This window comes from Sphingomonas sp. Leaf4 (assembly GCF_920939515.1).
Classification (GTDB): Bacteria; Pseudomonadota; Alphaproteobacteria; order Sphingomonadales; family Sphingomonadaceae; genus Sphingomonas.
The window spans coordinates 95,207-113,490 of sequence record NZ_CAKLBB010000003.1 but is presented as its reverse complement, the minus strand read 5'-3'; the positions used below and the strand labels follow the sequence as shown (position 1 = coordinate 113,490).

Below are 18,284 nucleotides of genomic sequence, written 5' to 3'. Positions count from 1 at the left end.
GGGGTCTGTAAGCCAGCCGGCCGTAGCCGTAGCCGGGATCAGCGTTGTTCCTTCCACACGTCGACGCCCGCCGCCTTGGGTTCGCCGATCTCCGCCTGTCCGGCGAGCGAATGGTCCACCTCGTCCGACAGTGAGCCGAGGTGCATCCAGCGGGTGACGAACCGCGAGAGCAGCAGCACGACCAGCCCGATGCCGATCGTCCACCAGCCGATCGTCGCATAGACCGACAGCGTGCCCTCCTTGGTCATCTCGCCGCCTTCGCCGCCGGTCGCCTCGCCGATCTTGCCCGCGACGAAATTGCCGACCGCCGTCATGTAGAACCATGCACCCATGATGAGGCTGGCGAGGTGCTTGGGCGCCAGCCGGTTCATCGCCGAGAGGCCGACGGGCGACAGGCACAGCTCGCCGGTGGTCTGGAAGAAGTAGATCAGGAACACGAACAGCACCGGCGTCGCGATTTCCGGCCCGACGCTCCGCGCACCCCAGACGAACACTAGGAACGAGAAGCCGACCTGTAGCAGCGCCAGCGCGAACTTGGCCGGGGCGGAGGGTTCGACCCGGCGCTTGCCCAGCGCCACCCAGAGTGCTGCGAAGATGGGACCGAAGATCACGATGTAGATCGAGTTGATCGACTGGAACAGCGATGCGGGCACCCCGCCGCGATCGACATAGCGGTCGGTATAGAGGTTGAGCGACCCACCCGCCTGTTCGAACAGGCCCCAGAACACCGGGTTGAGCGCGATCAGGAACAGGATGGCGAACATCCGTTCACGCGGTTCCTTGGGCAGCTTGAACGATTCGAACAGGACATAGCCGAGCAGCGCGACACCCGAGACGATCAGCAGCGTCTCGATGACCGAATTGTACTGGATCAGCGCCCAGATGACGCCGATCGAGGCGAGGCCGAGCGCGTACAGCGTCCATTCGGTGCTTTTGGCGAGCGGGCGGGGAGCCTCGCCCTGACCCTTCAGCAGCGGCTTGCCGAGCACGAACACCAGCAGCCCCAGCAGCATGCCGATGCCCGCCGCGCCGAAGCCGTAGGACCAGCCATAGGTTTCGCCGAGATAGCCCGCGAAGATGACGCCGAGCGCCGCGCCGACGTTAATCCCGACGTAGAAGATGGTGTAGGCGCCATCGCGGCGCACATCGGTGCGGCTGTAGAGCTGCCCGACGATCACCGAGATGTTCGCCTTCAGGAAGCCCGAACCGACGATGATGCAGGCGAGCGCCGCCCAGAAGATGTTGATCGCCGGATCGGCCTGCTTGACCAGCGGATCGGTGATGCCGCTCTGCCCCTCGAACGCCATCAGCAGATGGCCGATGGTGAGGACGACCGCGCCGAACAGCACCGCCTTGCGCTGCCCCAGATAGCGGTCGGCGAGATAGCCGCCCAGTACCGGGGTGATATAGACCAGCGAGGTATAGGCACCGTAGATCAGCGTGGACTGGCTGTCGCCGAACAGCCAGTGCTTGGTGAGGTAGAAGATCAGCAGCGCACGCATGCCATAGTAGGAGAAGCGCTCCCACATTTCGGCGAAGAACAGGACGTAGAGCCCCTTGGGATGGCCGGCGAACTCTTCGCCCTTCGACGCAGCGGCGACACCGCCCAGCGCCAGCAGCAGGATCAGGAACCCCGCCGCGATCGATGGAATAATGGGTAGGCCAAACACGGTACTCGCATCCCCCGAAACAAATAGGCGTCCCTGCTGCCGGGTACGGCGCTGGGGTTCGCGGATGGCGCGAGCCTAACGGCGAAAACGGCAATGCCAAGCGCATTGTGCGTGGTGGCGTCAGTGCCTACCTGCCGCGCCATGACCTTCAACGATCGCTCGTCGCTGCTCGCCCACCTTATCACCCGCCGGTCGGGCAAGCCGCGCGACATGGTGGCGCCGGGGCCGGACGACGCCGAACTGGACCGGATGATCGCCATCGCCGCGCGCACGCCCGACCACGGCAAGCTGGCGCCGTGGCGCTTCGTGATCGTGCCGAACGACCGGCGCGAGGCGCTGGCGCGGTTGCTGCGCGACGCCTTCACCGCCGCCAACCGCCAAGCGACCGAGGCGCAACTGGACGCCTGCGACCGGTTCGCGCACGAGGGCGAGGCGCTGGTCGTCATGCTGTCCGCGCCGGTCATCCCAAGCCACATCCCGCTTTGGGAACAGGAACTGTCGGCGGGGGCGGCGGCGATGAACCTGCTGCATGCCGGCCATGCGCTGGGCTATGTCGGTAGCTGGCTGACCGGCTGGGCGGCGGAGAACGAGACCGTGCGCGATGCCTTTGGCGGTGCGGGCGAGCGCATCGTCGGATTCTTCTATTTCGGGTCGCCCGGCCGCCCGCTCGACGAGCGGCCGCGTCCTGACATGGCGCGGATCGGTACTCGCTGGGCCGGATGAACGATGGACTTCGGCGGTGGTTGCTGTATTAATCCAGCATGACAGCGATCGACCATGAAGACACGCCCGTCTATCTCCGCCTGCGCGCGCTCGTCGCAGCGGCGATCCTGCGCGGCGACTATCGCGCGGGCGACCAGTTGCCCTCGGTCCGGGCCTTCGCCGCCGAACATGGCGCGAACCCGCTGACCGTCGCCAAGGCCTATCAGACGTTCCAGGACGACGGCTATGTCGAGGTCCGGCGCGGCGTGGGCATGTTCGTGCTGCCCGGCGCGGTCGAGCGGCTGTGCGTGGCCGAGCGCGAACGCTTCCTGACCGGACACTGGCCGCGTATCCGCCAGCATATCGACCTGTTGGGGCTTGACCCCCGCGCGCTGCTGGAGGATCGGGCGATCGCCTGATCCGGCGCCGGTTTGCGGTCGGCCGTGGTCGGCAATCGGCCAACGACTTTGTACGAGCGGAACCCTTGTCCCCGATCCGGTTCTTCCTATGGCTTCGTTACGGAACCGTGACGCGCACGCGACGTTCCTCCCCGCTCAGGGAGAACGCCATGGACCGAACGGTCGTCATCGGCACGCGGGTGCCGGTCTTTGCGCTACATGGTCACAATAACTGCCCGACCTGCGGCGCGTCGCAGTGGAACGTCGGACGGGTGATCGCCGAATGCGCCTGTTGCGGCGACACGTTGCCGATCAACAACGCGGTGCGCCCGACGCACCTGCTAACCCGGCCGGGCATCGCCGCCTGACGCCGGCGGCGCGCCTCAGCGCGCCGCGAACTGCTCCGCCGTCAGGGTATAGAGGCCCGCCGCCCCGGCCATCGCCGCCATGCCGAGGCCGCGCGCTTCGGCCACGATCCGATCGAGGTAGAAGGCGACGGCCGCCCGCTTGCGGACCGCGAAGTCGGGATCGCCATGATCGTCCAGCGCGCGCGACTGCCGTTCGAGCAGCCAGCCGCAGACCGTGGTCGAAACCATGGTGAGAAACGGATAGCTGCCCGCCAGCCGGTCGTCGGTATCCGCCTCCAGCATCCAGCGCGCCACCGCGCGGGTATCGCCCAGCAGGTCGGCGAGCGCGGCATGGCCGACCTCGCCCGCCATCTCGGCGAACAGCGCCTCCAGCCCCGCGCCACCGTCGCCGACCAGCTTGCGTCCGACCAGATCGGCGGCCTGGATGCCGTTGGTGCCCTCATAGATCGGGGTGATGCGCGCGTCGCGGAAATGCTGCGCGGCCCCCGTCTCCTCGATATAGCCCATGCCGCCATGGACCTGGATGCCGAGGCTGGCGACCTCGCAGCCGATGTCGGTGCCGTGCGCCTTGGCGAGCGGAGTGACGAGGTCGAGCCGCGCCTTGGCCCCCGCCATCCCCAGCGTCGCGCGATCGACCTGTCCGGCAGCGTAATAGACCAGCGCGCGCGCCGCCATCGTCTGCGCGGTCATCCGCAGCAGCATGCGGCGCACGTCGGGATGCTCGATGATCGCGACCGGTGCGCCCGGTGCCGAGGCGCGCGCCGACTGCACCCGGTCGCGGGCATAGGCGATCGCGCGCTGCGTCGCCGCCTCGGCCACCTGCACGCCTTGCAGACCGACGTTCAGCCTGGCGTTGTTCATCATCGTGAACATCGCGCGCATGCCGCCGCCCTCGCCGCCGATCAGCTCGCCGATGCAGTCGCCACTGTCGCCGAACGACAGGACGCAGGTGGGCGAGGCGTGCAGCCCCATCTTGTGTTCGATCGAGACGACGCGGATGTCGTTCGGCTCGCCCGGCGTCCCGTCCGCGTTCAGCCGGTATTTGGGAACGAGGAACAGCGAGATGCCTCTGGTCCCCTTTGGCGCCCCCGGCGTACGGGCGAGGACGAGGTGGACGATATTGTCGGCCATGTCGTGATCGCCGAACGAGATGTAGATCTTGGTGCCGGTGATCCGCCAGTTGCCACCCTCCGCCGGTTCGGCGCGGGTCGCGAGCGCGCCGACGTCCGATCCGGCCTGTGGCTCGGTCAGGTTCATCGTGCCGGTCCATGCTCCGGTGGCGAGGTGCGGCAGGTAGCGCGCCTGTTGTTCGGGGCTGCCGTGATGGACCAGCGCCTCGACCGCGCCGACCGTAAGGGTGGGGGCGAGCGCGAACCCCATGTTGGCGGTGCCGAGCGTTTCGAGGACGGCGGTGGCGACCGCGAACGGCATGCCCTGTCCACCATGGTCGACCGGCGACCCGATCGTGCCCCATCCGCCCGCGACATAGGCCTGATAGGCGGCGCGGTAGCCATCGGGCATCACCACCCCTTGCGGCGTCCAGCGCGCACCGACGCTATCGCCCGCGCGGTCGAGCGGCCGCCATTCGCCCGCCGCGAACTGGCCGATCCCGTCGAGGATGGCGTCGAGCATGTCGGGGGTCGCCTCGGCGAAGCGTTCGCTTTGCGCGAGCCCCTCGATACCGGCGGCATGGGTCAGCGCGAACCGCTGTTCGGCGGTGGCGGGGGTCAGGTCCATTTGCCCTCTCTCGTTTCTGTTTTGCGATAGGCTATAGCCCCCAAATCATGGCGCTTCCAAATCCCTCGATGACCACCCGGACCTTCCCTTACGGCAGCGCGGGGATCGCAGCGGCGGCGGCGGTGATCGCGGACGGGGGCTGCGTCGCGGTGCCGACCGAAACGGTCTATGGCCTCGCCGCCGACGCCACCGATTCGCGCGCCGTCGCCGGCATCTATGCGGCCAAGGGACGGCCGTCGTTCAATCCGCTGATCGTCCATGTGCCCGACCGGGTGGCGGCCGAGGCGCTGGCGGTGTTCGACGACCATGCCACGCGGTTGGCCGATGCCTGTTGGCCGGGGCCGCTGACATTGGTGTTGCCGCTGCGCGAGCATACGGGGATCGCCTCGCTGGTGACGGCGGGATTGCCGACGATCGCGCTGCGCGTGCCGGCGCATGATGCGATGCAGGCGTTGCTGGCGGCATGCGGCAAGCCGCTGGCGGCGCCATCGGCCAATGCCAGCGGATCGATCAGCCCGACCCGCGCCGGGCATGTCCTGCGCAGCCTCGACGGGCGGATACCGCTGGTGATCGACGGCGGGCCGACCGCGCGGGGGCTGGAGTCGACGATCATCGCCTGTGTCGGCGGCGCGGTGCGGCAATTACGCCCCGGCCCGATCGCGCGCGAGGACGTCGCCGGGCTGTTGGGCGTGCCGGTCGGCGGCGCGGGCGCGGGGATCGAGGCACCGGGCCAGCTCGCCAGCCATTACGCACCGGGCAAGCCGCTGCGCCTGAACGCGACCGGGTGGCGCGCAGGCGAATGGCGGATCGGCTTCGGCGCGGTGACGGGCGACGCCACGCTGTCGGCAAGCGGTGATCTGAGCGAGGCGGCGGCGGCGCTGTTCGATGCGCTGCACCGGGCGGACCGGAGCGATGCCCGGTCGATCGCGGTGGCCCCGGTGCCGGAGGACGGGCTGGGCGCGGCGATCAACGACCGGTTGCGGCGGGCGGCGGTGTAGCCATTCAGGCTGTATATCGCTGCTGTGCAGGATCACGATCGAACGGTCGCCGGGTGACGCGATGAAACACGTCCGCCTCGACCGAGGTTCGTCCGAAACATTCGACAAACTTCGTCTGAAGCCGTCGTAGTGCGTTGTCCGGCAGGGGGCTTGACGCGGGCCAGCCGTCCGCCCGTATCACCAGCTCTGCAAATTCTTCGGCGGTCAGTACACCCGCCGAAGGGATCAGGTCGGTTACGGTAACGGGCTCGCCATCGACGACACCACCGCAGTAGCCAAGTTCCACGCAAATCGCCCACAGCAATCGGTCCGATGGCGACGGGGGAACGATGTCGACCTCATAGTCCCCTGCGTCGCACCAGACGTCGATCCTGTGTTCGCCGATCGCGGCATGGTAACGATCCTCTGCATGTTCGGGCAGCGAATAGCGGATGGCGGCGCGCCCAAGCGGCGGAACCTCGATCCGATCACCTGTCGGTTCGATCGACAGGACAAGCGGACGTTGTTTGCGGTTCTCGAACTCGACGACGGGCATGGGTCCGTTCTGACGGACTCCCGCATTTTTGGGAACTGCCCGCGTCGTTTGGTCGAGCCATCCACAGACTCTGCCGAACGCCGCGCTTCGGGCACCCTGCGTTGCACGACGACCGCGTGCCGCGTTTTTCGATCCTGCACCGGTACGCCGCATACCCCAAAGCGGTTGCGCCTTTCCGCCGCCCATGCTTGGAGGTGCAGGGATTGGGGGAGCGCATGGCGATCCACGCGAACAACGGACTGCTGGACGCGGGCGTGACCGCCGAACGCTGGGTGCGCGACTATTGCGCCCGCGCGCCGCGCGGCGACATGCTGTGCGACGCGAGCGAGGGCGACCGCGCGGCATGGGCGATCGCGTTCGAGGAACTGGCGACGCTGTCGGGCGAGACGATGGCCCCGGCGCGCGAACGGGCGCAGCGTCATGCCGAGGACATCGGCACCGTCTACCGCGTGGCGGGCGAGAGCGAGGAGCGGCGCTGGCCGCTCTCGCCGGTCCCGCTGCTGATCGGCAAGGCCGAATGGCAGGGCATCGCCCACGGCGTCGCCGAACGTGCCGGACTGTTCGAATCGATCGTCGCCGACATCCATGGCGACCAGCGGCTGGTGGCCGACGGCGTGCTGCCGGCGATGCTGGTGACGGGATCGCCGCTGTTCCTGCGCCCGATGGTCGGGCTGGTGCCGCCCGGCGGGCATCAACTGCATTTCATCGCGATGGATCTCGCGCGCGATCCCGGCGGCACTTGGCGCGTGCTGGCCGATCATGTCCGCATGCCGGTGGGGGCGGGCTATGCGCTGGAAAACCGGCTGGCGATGGGGCGGACGTTGGGCGCGCTGCCCGCGCGGCTGAACGTCGAGCGGCACGCGCCGTTCTTCGCCGGGGTGCGCGCCGGGATCGCCGCCGCGTGCCGCCGCGCCGAACCGCGCATCGGGCTGCTGACGCCGGGCAAGCTCAACCCCAGCTATGCCGAACAGGCGCATCTCGCGCGCTATCTGGGCTTCCTGCTGGTCGAGGGCGCCGATCTGGCGGTGCGCGACGACCAGTTGTACGTGCGCACCATCGCCGGCCTCAAGCGGATCGACGCGCTGTGGCGGCGGCTCGATCCGCGGCTCATCGATCCGCTGGCGTTCGATTCGACCTCGACGATCGGCGTGCCGGGCCTGGTCGATGCGATGGCGGCGGGCAATGTCGTCATCGCCAACGCGCCGGGGGTGGGCGTCCTCGAATCGCCCGCATTCGCCGCCTTCCTGCCCGCGATCGGCCGGCACCTGCTCGGCCGCGATCCGGCGCTGCCTTCCGTCCCGACATGGTGGTGCGGCGATGCCGCCGACCGGGCGCGGGTGCTGGACAATCTCGACCAACTGGTCGTCGGCCCGGCGTTCGTGCCCGGCGTGCTGGGGCTGGATGGCGGCCCGGTACTCGGCGCGACGCTGGATGCGGGTCAGCGCGAGCGGCTGGCGGCGGCGATGGCGCTGCGGCCGCAGGATTATATCGGGCAGGAGGTCGCGCAACTCTCGACGATGCCGACCGGCTGCGGCGAGGGCCTCGAACCCCGCCCGTTCAGCTTGCGCGTGTTCGCCGCGCGCGACGCGGCGGGCGAATGGCAGGTGCTGCCCGGCGGATTCGTCCGCATCGGCGATCAGCCCGATCCGCGCGCGGCGGTGATGGGTGAGGGGTCGTGGTCGGCCGACGTCATCGTCCATGGTCCCGATCCGGTCGCGCCCGTCTCGCTGCTGCAACCGACCGACAGCGTCGAGTTGCGCCGCAACCCTGGCACGCTGCCCAGCCGGGTCGCCGACAATCTGTTCTGGCTGGGGCGGTATCTCGAACGCGGCGAGGCGCTGCTCGGCGTCATCCGCGTGCTGTTCGGCCATTCGATCTCGGCGGATACCGGCGCGGCGCTGGCCCCCGAGACGGTCGAGCGGCTGGTGACGATCATCGCCGATACCGGAGCGGCACCCCGCCCGCCCAGTCACCGCCGCCGCGACCTCGTCGATTTCGCGCGCGCGGCGATGGAGGCGGTCGACGGCTGGGGCAGCGTGCGCGCGGTCAACGCGCTGGCCGCCAGCATCGGCGCGGTGTCGCGCGACCGGTTGTCGGCGGACATGGTGCGGCTGCTCGATGCGCCGCATCCGGTCGGCGGCACGCTGCTCGACCGGGCAGGCACGTTGCAGCGCCGCTATGCCGCGCTGGCCGGGCTGTCGGCCGAACATATGGGGCGGACCGATGCGTGGCGGTTCCACGATCTGGGCCGTCGCATCGAACGCGCGCTGGCCACCACGCGCACCTTGCTCGCGGTCGACCTGCGCCGGGCGAGCGGCGAGGACCTGTCGACGCTGCTCGACCTGGCCGACAGCCAGATCAGCTATCGCCAGCGCTATCTGATCGGCTTCGCGCGGGTGCCGGTAATCGACCTGATCGCGCTCGACCCCGGCAATCCGCGCGGCCTCGCGTTTCAGGTGGAGACGATCGTCGGGCATCTGGCGAAGCTGCCGGTGCTGAACGATGCCGGGCTGGCCGAACCGCAACAGCGCATCGCCGCGCGGCTGACCGCCGGCATCGCCATGGGGGCGGCCGACCGGATCGATCGCGGCTGGGTGCTAGAGATCAACCAGCAGTTGCAGAAACTGTCCGACGCCATCGCCACCCGCTATTTCCTGCAAGGCGCGCAGGCGCTGCGCGAAGCCGGGCTGACCCTCGCATGATGCGCTATGCCATTCGCCATGTCACCCGCTTCGATTACGAGGAGGCGGCGGGCTATGCACGCTGTAACCTGCGGCTGCGCCCGATCCTGTGGTCGGGACAGGAGCTGGAGGACTATGCGCTGGTCGTCGAACCGGGCGGCCATACCGCCCCGGCGCGCGCGCAGGCGGGCCTCGCCAACGTCACCCGGCTGGTGGTCGAACGGCCCGAACGCACGCTGACGATCGAGAGCCGGGCGACCGTGCGGGTCGACCGGCCGATCCCGATGCCCTCGGCGGACGACCCGACGATCGCCGAGGTGCGCGATCTGGCGGCGGCGGTGCGCGACGCGGGGCCGGCCAGCCCGGCGAGCTATCTGTTTCCCTCGTCGCACGTGCCGCTCGATCCCGCGATCGCAGGCTGGTGCGCGGCCGAACTGGCCGACACGCGCGGGGTGCTCGACGCGGCGATCGCGTTGGCGCTGGCGATCCAGCGCGACTTCGCCTTCGATCCGACCGCAACGCTGGTCGACACGCCGATCGCCGAAGCCTTCGCCAAGCGCGGCGGGGTGTGTCAGGATTTCGCGCAGATCATGCTCTCCGGGCTGCGCGCGGCCGGGCTGCCGGCGGCCTATTGCTCGGGCTATCTGCGCACGCTGCCGCCGCCGGGGCAGGAGCGGCTGGTCGGGGCCGATGCGACGCATGCGTGGGTGCTGATCTGGGCCGGGCCGGTGCTCGGCTGGGTCGGGGTCGATCCGACCAACGGCATCTGGATGGCCGAGGACCATGTCGTGATGGCGATCGGCCGCGACTATGCCGACATCGCCCCGATCGACGGCGTGGTGCTGGGATCGGGCGCGCAGACGATGCACGTTTCGGTCGATGTGGAGCCGTTGCCGATCGGGTGAGGGTGGTTTCACGCGAAGGCCGCGAAGAAGAAAGCAGAAGGATTGTTCGCGCAGAGGCGCAGAGATGGTGTGTCGATGGCACATTATGTTCGTCATTCCCGCGAAGGCGGGAATCTATAGCCGCTGCCGTTCGGGCATTTACACAGACGTCAGCGTGTATGGATTCCCGCCTTCGCGGGAATGACGGAAGGTATGATTGGACACGAAGGGTGCTACCGCAAGCGTACCCTCTCTGCGCCTCCGCGTCTCTGCGCGAACAATCCTTCTGCTTTCTTCGCGGCCTTCGCGCCTTCGCGTGAACAGCCCCACGCCCATCCCCGATTGACGAACCCCGGCGGGTCAGGCGATAAAGAACAAATCATGAACGAAGAGTCGCCCCTCCTGACCCTCAAGCGTCGCATCGCCGCGATCGAGCGGCGCGTCGAGTCGGTACAGGCGGTGCAGGTGGCAACCGGTCATGCCGACATGGATGCGGCGCTGGGCGGCGGGATCGCGCGCGGGCGGCTGCACGAGATCTTCGCGCTCGAGTCGGGCGACGGCGGCAGCGCTACCGGATTTGCCGGCATGGTGTCGATTCGCCTTGGCGGCGGCATCGTTTGGCTGCGCGAGGAAGCGGCGGTGCGCTCCGGCGGGCATCTTCATGCGCCGGGGCTGGTCGAGATCGGCGTCGATCCCGCCCGGCTGCTGATCGTGCTGTTGCCCGGGCCGCTCGAACTGCTGCGCGCCGCCGCCGACGTGGTGCGCTGTGGCGGGGTCGGCGTCGCGGTGGTCGAACTGCACCGCGATCCCCGCGTGCTCGACCTGACCGCCAGCCGCCGCCTCGCGCTTGCCGCGGAGGAAAGCGGGGTAACGACGTTGCTGCTGCGCATCGCCGCGACGCCGGTGGCGAGTGCCGCCGACACCCGCTGGGCGGTGCGATCCTGCGCGTCGCAGCCGCTGGCGGCCAATGCGCCGGGGCATCCGACGCTCGATATTGAATTGTTGCGCCAGCGCGGCCGGGGGGCCGAGGGACGCTGGCAAGTGGAGTGGAACCGTGACCAGACCCTCTTCACCGCCCCGCAGGCGCCATCTGGCGCTGTGGTGGCCGTTCCTGCCCACCGACCGGTTGCGGCGCCAATCGCACGCCGCCGTAGCGGATGATACGCCGCTTGCCTGTGTCGAGGCGGTACGCGGCGCGCTGCGCCTGTCCGCTGTCGATCCGGTCGCGGCGGACAGGGGGCTGGCACCGGGCATGACGCTGGCCGACGCCCGCGCGCTGCTGCCCGAACTGGTCGTCGTCGATGCCGATCCCTTCGCCGACCACGGCTGGCTGGAGGCGCTGGCCGATGCGTGCGAGCGCTATACGCCGATGGTGGCGCTCGACGGCGGCGACGGGGTGACGCTCGACATCACCGGCTGCGCGCATCTGTGGGGCGGAGAGGGCGCGCTGGTCGCCGAGGTCGAGGCGCGGTTCGCCCGGGCGGGCACGCTGCGCCATGCGCTGGCCAACACGCCCGATGCGGCGCAGGCGCTGGCGCGGTTCCAGCACACCCCGGCCGCCAGCGAGGCGGCGGCGATCCGCCGGCTGGGGGTGGCGGCGCTGCGGCTGGACGACGAGATCGCGGTGGCGCTGCGCCGGGCGGGGCTCAAGACGATCGGCGATCTGGCGAGCCGCCCGACCGCGCCGATCGCCGCGCGCTTCGGCGAGGAGACGGTCGCCGCCTTGCAACGCCTGCTGGGCGAGGCCGACCAGCGGCTGCGCCCGCGCCGCGCGCTGCCCGCGCTGTTCTTCGAGCGGCGCTTCGCCGAACCGATCGCGCGCGACGCCGATGTGCTGGCAGCGATCGGTGAACTTGCCGCCGAGGCAGAGGCCGAACTGGTTGCGCGCGACCGCGGCGGGCGGCGCTTCGCGGTGCGGCTCTACCGGGCCGATGGCGCGACGCGCGATCTGGCGGTCGACAGCGGGCTGCCGGTCCGCGAACCGCCGACGATCCTGCGGCTGATGCGCGAGCGGATCGCAAGCCTCGCCGATCCGCTCGATCCCGGCTTCGGCTTCGACATGCTCCGCCTGAGCGTCCCCGCGCTCGAACCGCTTATTCCCACCCAGTTGCAACTGGAGGGCGGCACGGTGAGCGAGGAGGCGATGGCCGCGCTGGTCGACCGGCTCAGCACCCGGCTGGGCCGCGGCCGGGTATCGCGGGTACGCCCGGGTGACAGCCATCTGCCTGAACAGGGGGTACTGACGATCGTCGCGCAGGACGCCGCGCCGGCCCCGGTCGCATGGGACGTGCCCGAGGCGGGCGAGCCGCCGCTCCGCCCGATCCACCTGTTCGACCCGCCGCAACGGATCGAGGTGATGGCCGAAGTGCCCGACGGTCCCCCCCACCGCTTCCGCTGGCGCCGCGCACAGCATGACGTGATCCGGTTCGAGGGGCCGGAACGGATCGCCGCGCAATGGTGGCGGCGGGGGCAAGCCAAGGCGCGCACCCGCGACTATTACCGGGTCGAGGACGTGCGCGGGCGGCGCTACTGGATTTTCCGTCACGGCCTGTACGAACGCGAGACGGCGGACCCGGCGTGGTATGTCCATGGGGTGTTCGCGTGATCGAATGGCCCGCCGCCCGCCGTCCTTCCCGCGAAGGCGGGAATCCATTCACGCCGACGCTGCGGACAGGGTCGAACCGTCGACGCATATGGATTCCCGCCTTCGCGGGAAGGACGAAATATGGTGTGGCAGGCGGGCGGGTAGAACGGCTTGATCCTCACGTCATCCCCTGCGCCGCCGGCGCGCGCACCATCGCCACTAGTGTAAACTTTGTAAACTTTGGCCCGTCCCGCTGACGCCATGGCCCATGCCGAACTGATCGCCGCGACGAACTTCTCGTTCCTGCGCGGGGCGTCGCATCCCGCCGACATGGTGGGACAGGCGATCACGCTCGGGCTGAGCGGACTCGGCATCGCCGACCGCAACACGGTGGCCGGCGTGGTGCAGGCGCATGTCGCGCTCAGGCAAGCGCGGGAGAAGATGGCGGCGGCGGGCCTGCCCGATGTCGACTTCCGCCTCGTCTCCGGCGCGCGGCTGGTGTTCGACGACGGCACGCCCGACATCGTCGCCTATCCGGTCGATCGTGCCGCATGGGGCCGGCTGACGCGGTTGCTCACCACCGGCAATCTGCGCGCGCGCAAGGGGGAGTGCCACCTGCGCCTCGCCGATCTCCTCGAATATCACGACGGGCTGTTGCTGATCGTGACCCATGGCGATCCGGTGCTGCTCGCCCGGTTGCGCGACATCTGCCCCGGCCGGGTGTGGCTGGCGGTGACGATGCCGCGTGGCGGGCGCGACCGGCGGCGGCTGGCGGCGCGGATCGCGCTGGCCGCGCGGCTGGGCGTGCCGCTGATCGCCACCAACGACGCGCTCTATGCCGAACCGGCCCAGCGCCCGCTGCACGACGTGCTGACCTGCATCCGCGAGGGCACGACGATCGCCGCCGCCGGCCGCCGCCTTGCCGCCAATGCCGAACGCCATCTGAAAGGCCCCGCCGAAATGGCGCGGCTGTTCCGCGATTGCCCGCAGGCGGTGACGGAAAGCATTGCCTTTCTCGCGCGGATCGCCTTCCGGCTCGACGACCTCCAATATGAATATCCCCACGAACCGGTGCCGCCGGGGTGGGAAGCGCAGGACTGGCTCGAACATCTGGTGCTGACCGCCGCGCACGAACGCTATGGCACCGACTTTCCCGACAGCGTGCGCCGCCGCCTCGACGAAGAATTCGCACTGATCCGCAGCCAGAACTACGCTTATTATTTCCTGACCGTCCACGACCTCGTCCGCTTCGCGCGATCGTGCGATCCGCCGATCCTGTGCCAAGGGCGCGGCTCTGCCGCCAATTCGATCGTCTGCTTCCTGTTGGGCGTCACCTCGGTCGATCCCAGCAGCCACGACCTGCTGTTCTCGCGCTTCGTGTCCGAGGAACGCCGCGAGCCGCCCGACATCGACGTGGATTTCGAGCATGAACGCCGCGAGGAGGTGATCCAGTATATCTATCGCCGTTACGGCCGCGAGCGCGCCGGGATCGCCGCGACCGTCATCCATTACCGCCCGCGCAGCGCGGTGGGTGAGGTCGGCCGGGTGCTCGGCCTGACCCGCGACGTGACCCAGCGGCTGGGCAGCACCGTCTGGGGCAGTTTCGCCGGGGAGATGGAGGCGCGGCGCTATGCCAGCGCGGGCTTCGACGTGGACGACCCGCAGATCGCGCAACTGCGCGGACTGGTCGACCAGATACTGAAATTTCCGCGCCACCTGTCGCAGCATGTCGGCGGTTTCGTGCTGACGCAGGGCCGGCTGGACGAGATGGTGCCGATCCACAATGGCGCGATGGAGGGGCGGACCTTCATCGAATGGGACAAGGACGATATTGACGCGCTGGGGCTGATGAAGGTTGATGTGCTGGCGCTCGGCATGCTGACCTGCATCCGCAAGGCGTTCGCGCTGCTGCGTGCCCACGACCTTGGCGACCATGACCTGACCGTCGATCTCGCCGCCGACGATTCCGCAGTGTACGCCATGCTCGAGCGCGGCGACAGCATCGGCGTGTTCCAGGTCGAGAGCCGCGCGCAGATCAACATGCTGCCGCGCCTGAAACCCAGGGACCTATACGATTTGAGCGTGCAGGTGGCGATCGTCCGGCCGGGGCCGATCGAGGGCGACATGGTCCATCCCTATCTCCGGCGACGATCGGGCAGGGAGGCGATCACCTATCCCTCGCCCAAGCCGCCGCACGATCCGCGCGAACTGGAAGTCCTGCTCGGCAAGACGTTCGGCGTGCCGCTGTTTCAGGAACAGGCGATGAAGCTGGCGATCACCGCCGCCGCCTTTTCCCCGGCCGACGCGAACCGGCTGCGCCGGGCGATGGCGACGTTCCGCAACGTCGGCACGATCGACAGCTTTCGCCAGCAGATGATCGACGGCATGGTCGCGCGCGGTTACGAAGCCGAGTTCGCCGCGCGCTGCTTCCGTCAGATCGAGGGGTTCGGCAGTTATGGCTTTCCCGAAAGCCATGCGCTGTCGTTCGCGCGGCTGGTCTATGTCTCGTCGTGGATCAAATGCCACCATCCCGCCGCCTTCGCCTGCGCGCTGCTCAATTCGCAGCCGATGGGTTTCTATGCCCCGGCCCAGATCGTGCGCGACGCGCGCGATCATGGCGTGGCGGTGCGCGACATCGACGTGAACGTGAGCGACTGGGACAATACGCTGGAAGATGGCGGGCAGGCGCTACGGCTGGGGTTTCGCCAGATCGACGGGTTCCGGGCAAATTGGGCCGAGGCGATCGTCGCCGCGCGGCCGTTCGCGCAGGTCGAGGAACTGGCCCGGCGCGCCGGGCTGCCGCAACGCGCGCTGCGCCTGCTCGCCGATGCCGATGCGTGCCGTTCGATCGGGCTCGACCGGCGCGAGGCATTATGGGAGGCGCGGCGGACGCCCGATGCCGAACTGCCGCTGTTCGCCCATGCCCGCGCTGCTGAGCTGGGGATCGAACTGGCGATGGCGTTGCCGGCGATGCCGCCGGTCGAACAGGTCGTGACCGATTACCAGACGCTGCGCCTGTCGCTCAAAGGCCATCCGCTCGCCTTCCTGCGCGAGCGGCTGGAGCGGCGACGGGTGGCGAGTTGCGCGCAGGTGGGGGCGGCGAAGGCCGGTACGCGCTGCACCACCGCCGGGCTGGTGCTGGTGCGGCAGCGCCCGGGCAAGGGCAATGCGATCTTCGTCACGCTGGAGGACGAAACCGGCATCGTCAACGTCGTGCTGTGGGCGCGACTGTTCGAGGCGTATCGCCGCGAGGTGATGGGCGCGCGGCTGATGCTGGTGGAGGGCGAAGTGCAGCGCAGCCCCGAGGGCGTCGTCCACCTGATGGGCGCGCGGGTGTGGGACGGCAGCACGCTGCTCGATACGCTGGGCGACGGGCCAATGACGCCCCGGAGCGGCAGCGGCGATGGCGCCCGCCCGCCGGCGGCGCGCCATCCGCGCGACGTCCGGCTGGTGCCGAAGTCGCGCGATTTCCATTGAGCCGCCCGCGCTATTCCTTCGCGCGGTAATCGTAGCGGTAATAATTGCCGGTCGCGGCATAGCCCGACTTGCGGCGGTTGTACTTGGTGACGATGCAGCCGAGCACATGGCCCTGCGCGCGCACCAGCCGGGTGATGGCGTTGCGCACCTGCCCGTAATGCGCGCCACCCGCCTCGGCGATGATGACCGTCGCGGCAGCCGACGACGCGAGCGCGGTCGCATCGGCCAGCGCCAGCACCGGCGGCCCGTCGAGCACGATCAGGTCGTACCGTTCGCCGAGCTTCGCCAGCAGATCGGCCGGCACGGTGCCCGCGAACAGATTGGCCGGATCGGGCGGCAAGGGGCCTGCGGGGAGGAACGACAGATTGTCGGTATCGGTCGACACTACCGCATCCTCGACCGGGGTCATCCGGGCGAGCACGGTCGACAGGCCCTTGTCGGCCGCGCTCATGTTCATCAGCCGGTGGAGCGACGGCCGCCGCAGATCGGCATCGACCAGCAGCACCTTGTGCCCGATCGAGGCGAAATCGCGGGCGAGGGCATAAGAGGTGGTCGACTTGCCTTCCGCCATCTGGCTGCTGGTGACGAGCAGCGAGCGTGGCAGCCCCTGGTTCGACGACAGTTCGAGCGAGGTGCGGATCGCGTAATAGGCCTCGGCGATCTCCGACTTGGTATCGCGCAGCGCGACCAGCGGATCGCCCTCCTCCTGTTCGGGCACGACGCCCAGCAGCGGCAGGTGCAGCTTCGTCTCCACATCGCGCGGATCGCGGATCGCATCGTCCAGCCGCTCACGCCCGAAGGCATAGAGGCCAGCAAGGAACACGCCCGCCACCAGCGCCAGCGCCATGTTGACGAGCGGGCGCGGCGAGGTCGGCCGGCGCGGTGCTTCGGCGCTGTCGACCAGCGTGATGTTGTTGGTCGCGACACCGGCTTCGGCGCTCACTTCCTTGAAGCGCTGGAGCAGGCTTTCGTAGAGCTGGCGGTTGGTATCCACCTCGCGCTTGAAGATGTTGTACTGTACGCCGCGATCCTGTTCGGCGAGCGTCGCGCTCTTCAGCCCCGACACCTGCCGGTCGATCGCGTCCTGCTGACGCTGCGCGGTCAGATACTGGTTGCGGATCGACGCGAGGATGCTGCCGGCGAGCTGGTTCAACTGCGCGTTGAGCGCGTCGAGCTGTGCCGTCGCCTGGATCACGGTCGGGTGATCGGGCTTCAATCGTTCGCGAAGCTGGTTGAGCTGTCCGTTCAGTTCGGCGCGGCGTTGCAGCATCTCCTGCGCCGCCGGGTTCGACAAGACGTCGGGCAGTGAGAGCAGCGGCGTGGCGCGTGCCTGTTCGTAACGCTGCTGCGCCTGCACCCGCGCGGCGGCGGCGGTCGCATAGCTTTCGTTCAACTGCACGAGGTTCGCCGTCACCAGCGACTGCGGACCATCGGGCTGGCCGGTCCGGCGCGCGCCGGTGCTGGCGTCGATCAACTGCGCCGACCGGGCATAGTTGATGAGCGAGCGCTCCGATGCTTCCAGCCGCCCCTTGGCCAGCCCGAGCTGATTCTGGAGGAACTCACGCGAATAGGCCGAGGTCGAGAATTTGCGCTGGATGTTGCTCTCGATGAAATTGTTCGCATAGCTGTTGGCGATGCGCGCGGCGAGGGCGGGGTCGCGGCTCTTGAACTGGACGCCGACCACGCGCGAATTGCGGCGCAGGTCGACGTTCAGATTGTTCTGGAGCGTGTCGAGCACCTGATCGATGCGACGTTCGCCCGGTACCGGCAATTTGGCCCGGCCGCCCATCGATTCGAGGAAGGCGTCGTTCGCCGCCAGCCCGAGGCTGTCGGACACGCGCTTGGCCATCGCCCGGCTGTTGATGACGTCGACCTGCGTCTGGAGGAAGCGGTCGGCGTCGCCGCCGGCGGTGGCCGGTTCCGAATCCTCGGTGCCGAGCACCTTGGCGACCTGCTGATCGATCTGCACGCTGGAGCGCGCCTGATAGATGCGCGGCGTCACCATGATCGAGACGACGCCCAGCACCAGCGCCAGCGCGACGATCAGGATCATCACCAGCCGGTTGCGATAGACCACCGCCCAGATGGCGCGCGGATCGAAACCCGCCTCGTCCTCCGCATCGGGCAGCAACGACGGATCGTCGCCGGCCGCGGCTGCGTGCCGGCCGGTGTCGCGCGGACCGATCGTCCGGTCGGGGGCGGTATCGAATCCGCCGGTCGCCTGTTGCATCATCGCCTGGTCCTGGTTCC

General features: G+C 69.1%; 13 protein-coding genes. 9 read left to right on the top strand and 4 right to left on the bottom strand.

Annotation, left to right across the window (positions count from 1 at the left end; translation table 11 throughout):
• Nucleotides 1–38 precede the first annotated feature (38 nt).
• A complete protein-coding gene (locus tag LRA89_RS05290; RefSeq protein WP_230769310.1) occupies nt 39–1,670 on the bottom strand; it encodes a peptide MFS transporter in 1,632 nt (543 codons plus the stop codon).
• A 141-nt stretch (nt 1,671–1,811) separates the two neighbouring features.
• On the opposite strand from LRA89_RS05290, the gene LRA89_RS05285 reads away from it, so the two are divergent.
• The 3 genes from LRA89_RS05285 to LRA89_RS05275 all read left to right on the top strand — a co-directional run bounded on the left by LRA89_RS05285 (nt 1,812) and on the right by LRA89_RS05275 (nt 3,138).
• Nucleotides 1,812–2,393, top strand: a complete 582-nt coding sequence (locus tag LRA89_RS05285) for a nitroreductase family protein (RefSeq protein ID WP_230769309.1) — start codon at nt 1,812–1,814, stop codon at nt 2,391–2,393.
• 38 nt (nt 2,394–2,431) lie between these two features.
• Nucleotides 2,432–2,791, top strand: coding sequence for a GntR family transcriptional regulator (locus tag LRA89_RS05280; protein ID WP_055760816.1), 360 nt, complete (start codon nt 2,432–2,434; stop codon nt 2,789–2,791).
• 149 nt (nt 2,792–2,940) lie between these two features.
• A complete protein-coding gene (locus tag LRA89_RS05275; protein WP_055760813.1) occupies nt 2,941–3,138 on the top strand; it encodes a hypothetical protein in 198 nt (65 codons plus the stop codon).
• A 15-nt stretch (nt 3,139–3,153) separates the two neighbouring features.
• Here the strand turns inward: LRA89_RS05275 and LRA89_RS05270 are convergent, their stop codons facing one another.
• Entirely contained in the window at nt 3,154–4,875 is a 1,722-nt protein-coding gene (locus LRA89_RS05270; protein ID WP_230769308.1) for an acyl-CoA dehydrogenase, read from the bottom strand.
• 68 nt (nt 4,876–4,943) lie between these two features.
• On the opposite strand from LRA89_RS05270, the gene LRA89_RS05265 reads away from it, so the two are divergent.
• Nucleotides 4,944–5,873 (top strand): L-threonylcarbamoyladenylate synthase, encoded by a 930-nt coding sequence (locus tag LRA89_RS05265; protein WP_230769307.1) that lies wholly within the window; start codon nt 4,944–4,946, stop codon nt 5,871–5,873.
• A gap of 4 nt (nt 5,874–5,877) precedes the next feature.
• Here the strand turns inward: LRA89_RS05265 and LRA89_RS05260 are convergent, their stop codons facing one another.
• Entirely contained in the window at nt 5,878–6,408 is a 531-nt protein-coding gene (locus LRA89_RS05260; protein WP_230769306.1) for a hypothetical protein, read from the bottom strand.
• A gap of 215 nt (nt 6,409–6,623) precedes the next feature.
• On the opposite strand from LRA89_RS05260, the gene LRA89_RS05255 reads away from it, so the two are divergent.
• The 5 genes from LRA89_RS05255 (at nt 6,624) to LRA89_RS05235 (ending at nt 16,034) form a co-directional block, all read left to right on the top strand.
• Entirely contained in the window at nt 6,624–9,110 is a 2,487-nt protein-coding gene (locus LRA89_RS05255; RefSeq protein WP_230769305.1) for a circularly permuted type 2 ATP-grasp protein, read from the top strand.
• A complete protein-coding gene (locus LRA89_RS05250) occupies nt 9,110–9,994 on the top strand; it encodes a transglutaminase family protein (RefSeq protein ID WP_056496443.1) in 885 nt (294 codons plus the stop codon). The genes LRA89_RS05255 and LRA89_RS05250 overlap by 1 nt, the downstream gene beginning before the upstream one ends.
• 360 nt (nt 9,995–10,354) lie before the next feature.
• The gene (locus LRA89_RS05245; protein WP_230769304.1) at nt 10,355–11,134 is read left to right on the top strand and encodes an ImuA family protein; all 780 of its coding nucleotides are present in this window, start codon (nt 10,355–10,357) and stop codon (nt 11,132–11,134) included.
• Nucleotides 11,028–12,578: a Y-family DNA polymerase gene (locus LRA89_RS05240; protein ID WP_230769303.1), complete on the top strand. Its 1,551-nt coding sequence runs from the start codon at nt 11,028–11,030 to the stop codon at nt 12,576–12,578. The genes LRA89_RS05245 and LRA89_RS05240 overlap by 107 nt, the downstream gene beginning before the upstream one ends.
• Nucleotides 12,579–12,818: 240 nt before the next feature.
• Complete coding sequence (locus tag LRA89_RS05235; protein WP_230769302.1) at nt 12,819–16,034, top strand: error-prone DNA polymerase; 3,216 nt, start codon at nt 12,819–12,821, stop codon at nt 16,032–16,034.
• 10 nt (nt 16,035–16,044) lie between these two features.
• Here LRA89_RS05235 and LRA89_RS05230 read toward each other — a convergent pair whose 3' ends face one another.
• Nucleotides 16,045–18,267 carry a GumC family protein gene (locus LRA89_RS05230; RefSeq protein WP_055760793.1) on the bottom strand — a complete coding sequence of 741 codons (2,223 nt, stop codon included), beginning with the start codon at nt 18,265–18,267 and terminating at the stop codon, nt 16,045–16,047.
• Between the last annotated feature and the right edge of the window lie 17 nt (nt 18,268–18,284).

Coding starts and splice junctions, on each gene's coding strand:
- LRA89_RS05285 (WP_230769309.1), top strand. CDS start 1,812: ATGACCTTCAACGATCGCTCGTCGCTGCTCGCCCACCTTATCACCCGC.
- LRA89_RS05280 (WP_055760816.1), top strand. CDS start 2,432: ATGACAGCGATCGACCATGAAGACACGCCCGTCTATCTCCGCCTGCGC.
- LRA89_RS05275 (WP_055760813.1), top strand. CDS start 2,941: ATGGACCGAACGGTCGTCATCGGCACGCGGGTGCCGGTCTTTGCGCTA.
- LRA89_RS05270 (WP_230769308.1), bottom strand. CDS start 4,875: ATGGACCTGACCCCCGCCACCGCCGAACAGCGGTTCGCGCTGACCCAT.
- LRA89_RS05265 (WP_230769307.1), top strand. CDS start 4,944: ATGACCACCCGGACCTTCCCTTACGGCAGCGCGGGGATCGCAGCGGCG.
- LRA89_RS05260 (WP_230769306.1), bottom strand. CDS start 6,408: ATGCCCGTCGTCGAGTTCGAGAACCGCAAACAACGTCCGCTTGTCCTG.
- LRA89_RS05255 (WP_230769305.1), top strand. CDS start 6,624: ATGGCGATCCACGCGAACAACGGACTGCTGGACGCGGGCGTGACCGCC.
- LRA89_RS05250 (WP_056496443.1), top strand. CDS start 9,110: ATGCGCTATGCCATTCGCCATGTCACCCGCTTCGATTACGAGGAGGCG.
- LRA89_RS05245 (WP_230769304.1), top strand. CDS start 10,355: ATGAACGAAGAGTCGCCCCTCCTGACCCTCAAGCGTCGCATCGCCGCG.
- LRA89_RS05235 (WP_230769302.1), top strand. CDS start 12,819: ATGGCCCATGCCGAACTGATCGCCGCGACGAACTTCTCGTTCCTGCGC.
- LRA89_RS05230 (WP_055760793.1), bottom strand. CDS start 18,267: ATGATGCAACAGGCGACCGGCGGATTCGATACCGCCCCCGACCGGACG.